The organism is Vibrio sp. 10N.222.49.A3 (genome assembly GCF_041475145.1).
GTDB classification, from domain to species: domain Bacteria; phylum Pseudomonadota; class Gammaproteobacteria; order Enterobacterales; family Vibrionaceae; genus Vibrio; species Vibrio tasmaniensis_A.
In genome coordinates, this window is record NZ_JBFRVM010000078.1 from 19,589 (window position 1) to 31,740 (window position 12,152).

General features: G+C 42.1%; 14 protein-coding genes and 1 pseudogene. 12 read left to right on the plus strand and 3 right to left on the minus strand.

The annotated features are described in order from the left end of the window. Complete coding sequence (locus tag AB4589_RS14605) at positions 1–1,248, minus strand: ParA family protein (RefSeq protein WP_372100909.1); 1,248 nt, start codon at positions 1,246–1,248, stop codon at positions 1–3. A 663-nt stretch (positions 1,249–1,911) separates the two neighbouring features. On the opposite strand from AB4589_RS14605, the gene AB4589_RS14610 reads away from it, so the two are divergent. Continuing rightward, positions 1,912–2,079 carry a DUF2913 family protein gene (locus tag AB4589_RS14610; protein WP_017098234.1) on the plus strand — a complete coding sequence of 56 codons (168 nt, stop codon included), beginning with the start codon at positions 1,912–1,914 and terminating at the stop codon, positions 2,077–2,079. Positions 2,080–2,143: 64 nt separating this feature from the next. Next, positions 2,144–2,422 carry a hypothetical protein gene (locus tag AB4589_RS14615; protein ID WP_017098235.1) on the plus strand — a complete coding sequence of 93 codons (279 nt, stop codon included), beginning with the start codon at positions 2,144–2,146 and terminating at the stop codon, positions 2,420–2,422. Between the two features lie 183 nt (positions 2,423–2,605). Here the strand turns inward: AB4589_RS14615 and AB4589_RS14620 are convergent, their stop codons facing one another. Beyond that, positions 2,606–2,782 carry a hypothetical protein gene (locus AB4589_RS14620; protein WP_158008840.1) on the minus strand — a complete coding sequence of 59 codons (177 nt, stop codon included), beginning with the start codon at positions 2,780–2,782 and terminating at the stop codon, positions 2,606–2,608. Positions 2,783–3,027: 245 nt separating this feature from the next. Between AB4589_RS14620 and AB4589_RS14625 the strand changes: the two genes are divergently transcribed. The 4 genes from AB4589_RS14625 (at position 3,028) to AB4589_RS14640 (ending at position 7,472) form a co-directional block, all read left to right on the plus strand. Next, entirely contained in the window at positions 3,028–3,537 is a 510-nt protein-coding gene (locus AB4589_RS14625; protein ID WP_102421416.1) for a hypothetical protein, read from the plus strand. 430 nt (positions 3,538–3,967) lie between these two features. Beyond that, positions 3,968–4,387: an Hsp20 family protein gene (locus tag AB4589_RS14630; RefSeq protein ID WP_017091829.1), complete on the plus strand. Its 420-nt coding sequence runs from the start codon at positions 3,968–3,970 to the stop codon at positions 4,385–4,387. Positions 4,388–4,565: 178 nt separating this feature from the next. After that, entirely contained in the window at positions 4,566–6,455 is a 1,890-nt protein-coding gene (gene dnaK / locus AB4589_RS14635; protein ID WP_102258078.1) for a molecular chaperone DnaK, read from the plus strand. 141 nt (positions 6,456–6,596) lie between these two features. Next, the gene (locus AB4589_RS14640; protein WP_017096991.1) at positions 6,597–7,472 is read left to right on the plus strand and encodes a DnaJ C-terminal domain-containing protein; all 876 of its coding nucleotides are present in this window, start codon (positions 6,597–6,599) and stop codon (positions 7,470–7,472) included. 108 nt (positions 7,473–7,580) lie between these two features. Here AB4589_RS14640 and AB4589_RS14645 read toward each other — a convergent pair. Then, positions 7,581–8,339 (minus strand): annotated as a pseudogene (locus tag AB4589_RS14645) (transposase); the annotation flags it as partial. A gap of 668 nt (positions 8,340–9,007) precedes the next feature. Between AB4589_RS14645 and AB4589_RS14650 the strand changes: the two are divergent. From AB4589_RS14650 to AB4589_RS14675, 6 genes are all read left to right on the plus strand, one after another. Then, positions 9,008–9,382 carry a hypothetical protein gene (locus AB4589_RS14650; protein ID WP_017098241.1) on the plus strand — a complete coding sequence of 125 codons (375 nt, stop codon included), beginning with the start codon at positions 9,008–9,010 and terminating at the stop codon, positions 9,380–9,382. Positions 9,383–9,527: 145 nt separating this feature from the next. Further along, positions 9,528–10,199 carry a site-specific integrase gene (locus AB4589_RS14655; protein ID WP_102495680.1) on the plus strand — a complete coding sequence of 224 codons (672 nt, stop codon included), beginning with the start codon at positions 9,528–9,530 and terminating at the stop codon, positions 10,197–10,199. Between the two features lie 79 nt (positions 10,200–10,278). Continuing rightward, positions 10,279–10,533, plus strand: coding sequence for an AbrB/MazE/SpoVT family DNA-binding domain-containing protein (locus AB4589_RS14660; protein ID WP_017098243.1), 255 nt, complete (start codon positions 10,279–10,281; stop codon positions 10,531–10,533). Continuing rightward, on the plus strand, positions 10,533–10,886 hold the full coding sequence (locus AB4589_RS14665; protein ID WP_017098244.1) for a type II toxin-antitoxin system PemK/MazF family toxin: 354 nt from the start codon (positions 10,533–10,535) through the stop codon (positions 10,884–10,886). Before AB4589_RS14660 ends, AB4589_RS14665 begins: the two co-directional genes overlap by 1 nt. 845 nt (positions 10,887–11,731) lie before the next feature. Further along, positions 11,732–11,917 carry a hypothetical protein gene (locus AB4589_RS14670; RefSeq protein WP_017104223.1) on the plus strand — a complete coding sequence of 62 codons (186 nt, stop codon included), beginning with the start codon at positions 11,732–11,734 and terminating at the stop codon, positions 11,915–11,917. Between the two features lie 45 nt (positions 11,918–11,962). Further along, positions 11,963–12,152 (plus strand): hypothetical protein (locus AB4589_RS14675; protein WP_372100912.1); only part of this gene is annotated, 190 nt, incomplete at its 3' end.

The window sequence follows — 12,152 nt, forward strand, 5'->3', positions numbered from 1 at the left end:
TTATAGCCCTTTTGTTGCTAGCTGCTTAATTTCAGTGATGAATTGGTGGTACACGGCATTCACCGATGTCATAGCTAAATCAAATTGCTTACCACTACAAATCTGCTCTGATTTTCGAATATCCAGTACTGTACGGTTGCTTTCCGCAGCCGCGACAAACGCTTCAGAGTGACGGATCGCTGTTGATAACAAATGCCCTTGCGCCGCCCGCAGCAATTTATCAAACACTTTAACTTCATGAGCGCTCTTCTCATCGAAGTTCACTGGAAGCAATTTAGCCCACTTTAAATTTTTTCCTTGTGATGGTAATGCTCTAAATGTACCTGGCATAGTGGCCATGTAGTTACTCGTTGAGGCAAAATCAAACTCTCGTGGGGTGACTGGAATCAAGACCGCATCAGCCGCCTCATTCACTGCCCAGAGAATTGGAGAGTTCTGTGGGGGCGTATCGATGAAGATTAGGTCGTACTCTTCTTTAAGTATGGGTAAGACTTTTTCACGCAACACACTCAGCAAATTCCGTTGACCTATTTCATCTTGCCCCCAGTAAGAATCGACAAAGCGTTCGTCTGATGGGAAGGCAGGAATCACATCTAAGTTAGGGAGGTGAGTCTTAAACGGAATCGCTTTAACTAACTCGTCATAACGGTAGTCATTAAGGTATTGAGAAAAATCACCTTCGGGCTCTTGGCCTGCTAGCGCGATATCAACAGCTGTCATGTAGACTGATTCATCGTCGGCTTGATGAATCAGGTTTTGGCCTGTTGAGCCTTGGGGATCTAAATCTATCACTAGGCAGCGTGCATTAAGATTAAGATCAAGCGCAGCAGTGGTCGCTAGGGTTACTGTCGTGGTGGATTTGCCAGTGCCCCCTTTATGGTTTTCCACTACAACGGTTGTCGGTTCAAAGCGCTGGTTGTACTTAGGAAAGTTCATGAACTCCATCATATTGGCGACGTCGAAGCGATTATACAGGTGAGTGCGTCCTTGGATAATAGGAGCGCCAACGACGCCCTGCTCGGTTGCTTCATCTATTCTAGAATTGAAGGTCACACGAGATAAGCCAAACAGCTCTTGAAGCTCTTTCTTCTTCAATGAGTGATTATAGATAAGCCTATCGACACTCCCCTCAATTTCTGTATCAGTTACTTTGATCTGCATACGCTCTTTGATAACGGCTTTCAGATCTGACTGCTCTTGCTGCATACGTTCACAAACAAGTTCTAATGAATCGATGATGGTGGTCATTGGGTGCCCTTAATGCCTTAATTTCATGTAACCAATATAAAGCACTAAAGATACAAATTAAACCTTTAAAGAATATTTTTAATTAATAAAGGTTTAAGTTTGATGGGTGTCTAAACGGGGACAATGGGGGTTGTTTTCAAAACAACCTTATCAAATTACTCTGAATATTATTCTTTCATCTGGTTTAACAGTGGTGGTGCACGAGACTTAATTAAGGGCAATAAGTACGTATTTGAGAGAGCACTAGACGTGATTTTAAAAGAGCGATCTGCTATCGGCGTTGGGAAATTTAAGCAGGTCCGCTTTTAATAGCGGTCTACCAGTAATAGTCGGTGCTCTATTTACGGTTGAATTCAAAGAATTCTTCAACGTACTGAATAAACTTAAATAACGAGATTAACCTTGTTATTCTTAGCGTGTTCAAGTCACGCCTTAATTGTTAATTATGTTTGGGCTGAGGCGCGGTTGTATCACCTTGACTACCTTGAGCTCAGGCTTTTCGGACGTTCTTCCACCGGATTATAAGAGTTAGCGACCATTCATGAGCCTTAACTTAAAGTACTATCAAGCAATATACCAAACGATTTCAAACGCCTCCCCTCTCGTTATTATTCATTTGACCAAAGCCAAGCCTATTGGCCTACAAAAAAAAGAAATGAGTTTTTGGTAGAGTTCATCAAGCCAAAGATAAAACAGCCTCAATATTCTAAATGTAAGAAAGAGCTGAAGACCATGCTGAGTATAGGCAGGAATGCCAAGGGCCACCTAGAGGAAAATTTATGGCAAATGAACGAAATTAACCTCAATTATCAAGCCAAATTCACTCATTAGGATGAGCTCTACATCATGTTGACCGCTCTCTTTGAACAGCAGTGTTTTGCCTCAATGTTAGAAAATGAAACCTTTTTCTAAGAAGGTTAAAACTCATCGATTAAATACGTTGATTGATAAAGTCCAAGGTACAGGAACCTATCGAGTGGAAGTGGGTCATATTGATGATCAGGAAGTTATTCATCTGCTACTGCATAGGACTGAAAAGCAAATGCTAGTCGATCTGTTGAAAGTTCGGAAATGTCTTGCTGCTCGATTGTTGGTTTATGTCAGTTCTAATAGCGATCCTGATATGAGTGTGGTGATGAAAGCGGTGGAGGGGGGCTGTTGGATGAATGCATGATTCATTCCCTAGGAAACTATACTTATGCTGCAAAGGTATTGGGACTCGATCGTGGCACAGTAAAAAGGAGGTATGAACGCTTTCTCAAAGAGAAAGGTGAGATGAATTGTATAAGGACATAGGTCATGGTTCATTTTCTGGTCGTTATCACTTGATTTTTATCACGTGTGCTTCGTTTTATCTCTAATAGAGTGGTTCTGTTGTTGATGCTTCTTCACTGGGACGTTCTCGCTCCGCTCGGTTTATTCCTTCGTTTTGCTCCTCTGTCGACAACTTGAGTTGCTTTATCGAGCCTGCTCGATGAGCTTCTACGTTCCTGAGAACAATCACCCAAGGCACTTCTCTCTTCGTTCGAGGCACCTCGTCCTCTCTCCTCGTTGATCTCTCTGTCTTTGAATAAGTTCGAATAAGGGCTTGTTTTCTTATGCGCCGATTTCTTTCACTCGCTTCATTTTTGGGTTCGCAGGCTGTTAACCGTCTCTCCCCACAACCTGTTTTTCAAGGGAGGCTTTGCCGCTGTGCGCCCTTGCAAAGCAGAACGATGTTGAGAGAGCGGACAGCCAAGCGGCTCCGAAAAGTGATACTCAAACAGAAAGGAAATTCTCATGGCGCAACAAAACTCAATCCCAACTCTCTCTAATTCAAATTCATCGACCAGCGTTTCGCCGCTGGGGCACGAAAGCTCACCAAAAAATGATATCTCTAGTCCTTTGGCGGTATTGAAGTTGCGCTCTCAAGTCAAAAAGTGTCGTGATGAGGCGAAAAAAAAGTCTGATTGGGTTTCCAAAATCCAGCGTTTGAAAATGTTCAGTCGTCGTCAATCGCCCGAGCAGCAGGCTGATATTGCAGCGTTAAAAGACCAAGGGTTCGTTGAAGCTATCAAGCAGCAGTTTCCGCTATTGGGGTCGCGTCGTTTTGCTTTCCATGAAATCCGTGACTTTTTCATCGAATTAAATGGCGCTGGCTTTGGTGAATGGTTTCTTCACGAGCGAGCGGATCACATCATTCTGTACACCAACTACGGGTCAGTATTTCCAGCATTGCGATTTGTGACAAAGGGGGAGGGGACGTTTAAGTGCTCAGGGTTTTGTTTTGATGTGCGTTTTGGCGCTTAGGGTGTCACATTAAAATACATTATATGCTGACAGATCCAGGCCCGCGATTTGGGTTGTGTGTAGGAATGAGCCAGCGAAGAACCTGTTAGATCGAATCTGACAGAATCGAGCTAGCGCTTTTGCTAAATTAACAATTTATAAATGACCAAAAAAACCTAATGTTAGTATTGACAGGTTTCTCTTGGGATAATATTTTAAAAAACGAACTGACAGATGAAGTTCTTAAGTTGCCCACTTCGCCTTCTTAGGGAAGCTAGGGCAATTGTAATCAAGGAACGTTGACGTTGTAGTATGCGACATTAGCGAGTTCCTTAAACCTGTTAACACCTGGAACATATGTCTTACGGCGCCTACGTGGTGCAATAGAGTCTGTCTCCGGTCTTGGTGTACTAAACACTAAGAACTATTGCTTATTTATGAGGATAGTATTATGCGTAATGTAGATTTTTCTCCGCTATACCGTCATGCCATTGGTTTTGAACGTCTATTTAACCTAGCGGAGAGTAGCACGAATAAGCCATCTTGTAATGGCTACCCTCCATACAACATCGAGCAGAAAGACGAAAACAACTATCGTATTACGATGGCTGTAGCTGGTTTTTCTGAAGATGCACTAACTCTTACCCAGAACGAAAATATGTTAATCGTTTCCGGTGAAGTTCAGCCTGTAGAAACTAAACCTAATTACCTTTATCAAGGGATCGCAGAGCGTAACTTTGAACGTAAATTCCAGATGGCTGACTACGTAACCGTTAAAGCAGCGAGTATGGGAAATGGTTTGCTGCACGTAGACCTCGTCCGTGAAGTCCCAGAAGCAATGCAACCCCGTCAGATCTCAATCCACAAATAATGACTGGGGAAACAGGATCGGATAAGGTGATTTTAGTATTCGATTTTACTAACCTTGTCTAAAAATATTGCTGTTTATCACCACTAGAGTGCAAGACTTAAACGCTTGTACTCATATAGAAGAATAGAATTACATATTTTGCATTAGAAAAAATAATTTTAATAAGAGAGGTCTTATTATGAGTAAAATTATCGGTATTGACTTAGGGACAACAAATTCATGTGTTGCCGTACTTGACGGCGACAAACCTCGCGTACTAGAAAATACTGAAGGCGAACGCACAACAGCCTCGGTAATCGCATACACTGAAGGTGAGACGCTAGTTGGTCAACCTGCGAAGCGTCAAGCGGTTACTAACCCTCAAAACACCCTATTCGCTATCAAGCGTCTAATCGGTCGTCGTTTTGAAGATGAAGAAGTTCAACGCGATATCGAAATCATGCCTTTCAACATTGTTAAGGCTGACAACGGTGATGCCTGGGTTGAAGCGCAAGGCCAAAAAATGGCTGCTCCTCAAGTATCTGCTGAAGTTCTTAAGAAAATGAAGAAAACAGCTGAAGACTTCCTAGGCGAAGAAGTAACTGGCGCAGTTGTTACTGTTCCTGCTTACTTCAACGATGCTCAGCGTCAAGCAACGAAAGATGCTGGTCGTATCGCAGGCCTAGATGTTAAACGGATCATCAACGAACCAACTGCTGCTGCTCTAGCTTACGGTCTAGACAAGCAAGGTGGTGATCGCACTATCGCTGTATACGACCTTGGTGGTGGTACATTCGATATCTCTATCATCGAAATTGATGAAGTAGAAGGTGAGAAAACTTTCGAAGTTCTTTCAACTAACGGTGATACTCACCTTGGTGGTGAAGATTTCGATAACCGCATGATTAACTACCTAGTAGATGAGTTCAAAAAAGAGCAAGGTATCGACCTTAAAACTGATCCACTAGCAATGCAGCGTGTTAAAGAAGCAGCAGAAAAGGCGAAAATCGAGCTTTCTTCTACTACTCAAACTGACGTAAACCTACCTTACGTTACGGCTGATGCGAATGGCCCTAAGCACATGAACATCAAAGTGACTCGAGCGAAGCTTGAGTCTCTAGTTGAAGACCTAGTTCAACGTTCTCTTGAGCCACTAAAAGTAGCTCTTGCAGATGCTGCCCTATCTGTAGGCGAAATCACTGACGTTATCTTAGTGGGTGGTCAAACTCGTATGCCTATGGTTCAAGCTAAAGTAACTGAATTCTTCGGTAAAGAGCCACGTAAAGATGTGAACCCTGACGAAGCTGTTGCAATGGGTGCTGCTGTTCAAGGTGCAGTGCTAGCTGGTGACGTTAAAGATGTTTTACTACTTGACGTTACTCCTCTCTCTTTCGGTATCGAAACGATGGGCGGGGTAATGGCTAAGCTTATCGAGAAAAACACAACTATCCCGACTAAAGCGGTGCAAGTGTTCTCTACAGCTGAAGACAACCAAAGCGCAGTAACTATCCACGTTCTTCAAGGTGAACGAAAGCAAGCGACTTACAACAAGTCTCTTGGTCAGTTCAACCTAGAAGGTATCCAACCAGCTCCACGTGGCATGCCACAAATCGAAGTAACATTCGACCTAGACGCGGATGGGATCCTGAACGTATCTGCTAAAGATAAAGCAACAGGTAAAGAGCAAAAGATCACGATACAAGCATCAGGTGGTTTGTCTGAGGAAGAGATCGAAGCAATGGTACAAGAGGCAGAAGCTAACAAAGAAACGGACAAGAAGTTCGAAGAGCTAGTCATTGCACGTAACCAAGCTGACCAAATGATTCACGGTACTAAGAAGCAAGTAGAAGAAGCGGGTGAAGCTCTACCTGCAGACGAGAAAGTTAAAATCGAAGCGGTTATCGAAGCTCTAGAATTAGCTAAGTCTGGTGACGAAAAAGAAGTGATCGACGCTAAAGTTCAAGAACTTATGCAAGCAGCTCAAAAGCTAATGGAAATTACTCAACAGAAAGCACAAGCACAGCAAGCTGATGAACAACCTAAGCAGGACGACGATGTTGTTGATGCTGAGTTTGAAGAAATGAAGTAACGCCACTGACGGATAATTGCTTTCGAGCTGTTAAACGTTGAGTTATGTATCATGGAGACGTGAACTTATTGGTATTCAGGGCGTAAGAGGTCACTCATACGCCCTTTTTTGTTTGAATGAGAAATTGAGTGAGTTTTTAGCATGTCAAAACGAGATTATTACAGCGTGCTAGGTGTATCTAAGGGAGCCTCGGAGAAAGAGATTAAAAAAGCCTACAAGAAGTTGGCGGTTAAGTATCACCCCGATAAAAATCCCGGAGATGCGACAGCAGAAGCGAATTTCAAAGAAGTAAAAGATGCTTATGAAATTTTAACAGACAAAGAAAAGCGCATTCAGTATGACCAATTTTGTCATACTGAATCTGAGAATCGTGGTTTTGGTGGTCACAGTGGGTTCGAAGACTTCTTTAGTGATGCCTTCCGCCAACGTGGCGGCGGCTTTGGTGGAGGGTTTGAGGATCTCTTCTCACAAACTCGTGGTGGACACGGGCGCCCACGCGGACAAAAAGGTCAAGATCACCAATATACGCTTACTGTAGACTTTATTGATGTGGTTCAAGGGGCTGAAAAAACGGTCGAATTGCTAATCAATGGTAAACAGAAAAAAATCAAAGTTAAGATCCCTTCGGGTATTAAAGATGGTGAAAAGATACGTTACTCCGGTAAAGGTGGTTTAGGCGTTAATGGTGGTCCTTCGGGGGATTTATTATTCATTATTGCAACCAGACCACATGGGTTTCTAGACCGCGATGGTAATGACATTATTTGTCACACCAAAGTTGATATGGTTACTGCGGCTTTAGGGGGGGAAGTTACGGTGAATGTGTTAGACAGTCGCTTTAAACTCAAAATTCCAGCGGGTACTCAAACAGGGCGTAAATTCAAGATGACGGGGAAAGGCGTGACAAGTCGTAAAGGTGAAGCGGGCGATCTATTGGTGGAGGTTCAAGTTGAAATACCCAAAAATCTAACCGATGCACAACGTGAGTTGTTAGAACAATTTGGAGCAACGCTTTAGTCATTTAAAGTAAAATGAACAAAACCAGCTCTAGAGCCAAAGCCGTATAATGTGGGGTTGTATCGCAAAATTATGATGAAGTATAAGTGTACTGGTTTTTAGATGTAATTAGGCTGCTAGTGCGTAAAATTGCTCCCAAGCAGATAAGCCTTCAGGATTATCGAGCTGTCCGTTTTTAATTATCGACCACAGTTCCACGCCTGCCAGGGTGGAACTGGCTCTCTCATACAAATTCCCCCCTAAACACTGATGTATTTTACCTTTCACTTTCCGGTGACTTTGCTCAACTATATTGTTCAGATATTTAACTTGAAATACTTCAATCAAGTTGAGTCTCTTCTCCGTCAGCCAGAGTTGAACATTGATGTTATGCAGCGCTAACGCGTTGGTACCACTCTTATCGATAACCACTTTTTCTGATAAACCATTATAGCCGATTGCCTTGGTAAAGAAGGCGCGAGCCGCTTTCTCATCATGGCGATCGCAGAGTAGAAAATCAATGACATGGCCGTTCGCTTCTCCCACGACACCAGGAAATGGACTGTTTGTTTGAGGATGTATGGCAGCCACTAGGGGGGCCAAGTTCTTCACTCTTGTCCCGCGCAAGTTTATTGCTTGGCTGTAACCTGCTTGGTAAACCATTTTGTGCAATGGCCTTATTCAGAAAGGCTTTGGCAGCTGCCTCATCACGGTTCGGGCTAAGGTAGTAATCGATCACGTTTCCAAATTTATCGACGGATCGATAGTGGCGTGATCTACAACAACTCTACGCTCAAGCTGTATCTCTTCAATTTCACGATAACTGAGTTTATAGGCGAGATAATAACGTACGGTTTCAAGAACAACTTCAGAAGGAAAGTGACAGCCTTACACATTAAGAATCAGTTTCATGAGTAGAAATCAAGCAAACCTTAACTTAAATCCTCAAAGTTTGCGACAGAACCTAAATTAGTCACCGTACGGTGCTTCTTTCTTGGATTGTATTATCGATCATATGTTAAATTGACAAAATTAGGCTGGCTTTTGCGCGGTAGGGGACGACTCTAGCTACAACCGCTCGAAAGTCAGCCATTTCTCTTTCCATACCCTAGAGTTTTCTCCTGAAAGTTAATTACAGAATTTAGTTAAATGTTAACGGGTTGTGATGTGTTTTGGTTTCGCTTGATTTTTTGATCCTAAACCTCAAAATGATCAGTTTTCTCTAAATTAGTAATACTGACGCCGCTTCGCTCTGTCGGCTTCATACTGACTCTACATGCAAGTATATAGCAGCCAGCATGAACCATATATAAACAAGAACATATTGAAATTATTGATTAATTCAACATTAATCAATTGGTGAGGATGTTTATTGTGTCGTGATGTGATTCTTATTATACTGGTTGGATATCCAGTAAAAAAGGGCTATTTATGAAAAAAATGTTACTTGCGGTGGGAATATCATCAGCGCTATTGGGCTGTACGAACACTGCAACGCCCCCCCTATTACCAATCATATTGAGATTGGGACAAAGGCAGAGGCACACAGTGTTATTGTGTTAAATTTTAACAATGCTGAAGCGATGCCTGAGTATCAAACCTACGATGTGTATTTATATTTATCTCAGTTGCCGGAAAGTAAGGGGTTTGAGATTTGCAATTTTGAATATGACAATTGTGGTAGTCAGTACTCCGCCTGGCAACATGTATTACGTCCCGAGCAAAATGGCATTTGGCTTAGTTATGATTTCAAGTTTCCTTTGAGCTTAACGCAAAAATACGATGTGAATTTAGCTAATATTCAAACGATAGCTAATCAGGCGTTTTTAGAATGGGATAAGGCAGAAAGTCTTTATACCAAAGAAGTTTCTATGTCAGGTAAAACAGTTCAAATCGAGTCTTTAACAGCAACAGCCCATCAATTACCTTAACCACTCCAGTATGTAGTATCGTGATCAGTTGATTTCGATACTACGGAACGCTTTCCCCCAAAGCCAGTAATTCCGTGTGATACCATGAACAACACGCTCTAATCTGCTTGTGTGTGTATTTCTGACTCTAAGAGGAAAATACACAATGACTAAAGCTAGAGCCAAAGCAAAAAGCCTTACCCCGTCACAAATCCGCAAGTTACTTGTTCGATGCCAACTAATGCAAAACCCTGAGCTAAAGCGTGTGGTTTTGGCCTTGTCTTTTTCGACTTTGCGAGTCTCTGAACTCGCCCAACTCACAGTTGATGATGTACTGATGCCTACTGGCAAAATTAAAGAAGAGATCTACCTTAGAGCTTCACTGTGTAAACGAAGAAAGCCCCGTTCTATCTGGTTAAGTAAATTAGCCAAACAAATGATCCAAGAGTGGGTTGATTACCGAAAGTCACACAATTGGGCGACCACTTTTAACAACACTTATCAGGGACTAAACCCGCTAAGTAAACTTGTGTTGAACAATCGTGCACGTAGCTACTCGATGAAGCGTAAAACTAGAATAAATCAGGCAGGTGAACAGGTTGATTATCAGGCTTGTGATGTACTGGAGTTGATGATCAGGAATATCTATCAGCGGAGCGGATTAAAAGGCTGTAGTAGCCACACAGGGCGTAGAAGTTACGGTTCGAACATGAATGCTCAAGGGATTGAGTTAAACGCAATACAAAGAGCATTAGGCCATGCTGAACCGTCAATGAGTTTGGAGTACATCGACATTTCAACGAACCAATTATCTAAAGCGGCTGAACTAGCATTGTAGTTATAACAATGTTGACACCAAGATTAAAATATATACAATCACTATTGTTATAACAATGTACACACATAGAGGTTGAGATATGCGCACTCAAGTACGAAAAATTGGCAATAGTCTTGGCAACATAATTCCTGCTACGTTCATTCGTCAGCTTGGTTTGGTTGAAGGGGCTGATATTGAGGTTAAAGCCGATGGTAAAAAAATCACTATCGAACCAATCAAACGCCCGAAGAAACGCTTTCCGTTCAGCGAAAAAGAACTTCTGAACGGCTTAGATGCTCATACGGCACATGCTGACGAATTAGCGGTTGTTTCTGGTAAGGAGTTAGGCGAGTAATGGCTCAGTACATCCCTAAACGTAATGACATTATCTGGTTAGATTTTGAACCCGTGAAAGGCAAGGAGATCGGCAAATACCGTCCTGCTCTTGTCCTTTCAAGTAAAGAATATAATCAGCAAACGGGGTTACTTATCTGTTGTCCGATTAGTACCAGTATTCGAGGTCAAGCTACCGAGGTTCCGGTAATGAATTTGGATAAACCTAGTGTCGTGGCATCAAGTTTGATTCAAACACTCTCTTGGAAAGACCGTAACGCGAAGAAGATAACCACCGCTGAAAACGGTGTGATGGAAGATGTTTTACTAAGACTTATCCCGTTGATTGGGGCTGAGTCTCTGTTTGAAGAATAAACGAGGGAATAGTTATTTTAAGTAATGTATTTGTGTAATCTTAGGGGTGACGGTTTTGTGTAATATTGTAGTTAAAACAATAACTTGCAATCATTTTGTGAGGTGGTAGCCTATCTGTGATAGGTGGCACGACGCTACTGTATTGACTAGAGGTAATACTAATGAATATCCAGGATTCAATAAATGCAATAAACAATTCTGAATTTAGTACATCAGAATTTATAGAGCAGCACTTTAAAGTGACGGGGAAAAAATTAAGCCCCAATGCTGCAATAGAGATTCTTGAGACGTATTGCTGTCCCTCAACATTAGGAACTAAGTGTTTTTGGTATAAACAGCGTCCAACTGCAACTTTTTGTCGAAGTTTTATTGGGCAGCATAGATAGAAGAAGATATATGAGATTAAGTTTAAAAGTTTCAACATCGCTACTAGGCGGAATCATATTAATAGGCTGTGCATCTACATCTAATATTGCAGGAAAGTCGTGACATCTGAGCAAAAAACAATGAAATCTTTGCAGAAGGTACGAAGTCGGTTTACGTTTGCGTTCGTGGTAGACCGGATGGATGCTCCTAGTCGGTTAAGTTTGCTGCTCGGGATTGTAGGTTTAGGCAGTCAGTTTTTGAGCACGTTGCTTTATGGGCTGAATCACTTTATCGGCAGTAGTATGCTGCCTCATCTTGCGGCAATACTGTCAATATTCTCCGGCGTTTTTGTATTAATGTTGTGTGGGGCTGTAGTGCAAGGGTTCGTTTTACGTAAGTATCTGATCAAAAGGCGCAATGCAAAAAAAGCCGCGCTACGGTCTTCAGGATCTATTTAATCAAGTAACAAGGGGAAGGTTGTGATTAATATTGATAACTTGTTAGAGAAAGTCGGTGAGGTTCAAGTTACATGTAAGACAGCTTATCAACTAAAAGGCTCTAAGAGTCCACAAGTTTTACATGCTCTTAAAGCAAGGGGTTATGTTGAGCAGATTGTAGTTTTGACTACAGGTAAAGAGTTAAGGCTTTGGGTTCAAGCTAATTAGGGGGAGATGCCCTGTATCGTTGTAATGACTAAACAAGAGGATTACATGAAAAAAGCACTTTTACTAATAGCTTTATTGGCAAGCCCTACGCTCGCATCTCAATTGACAGAAGTATTTACCGATGAATCTGATTGTTCGGTTAAACAAGTAGGTTATGCGCTAAAAGACAATCCAGTTGTTTTTTCTGGCGAACATTGGCGCGGAAAATATTTCTCTGGATGTAATGCTTTTATCC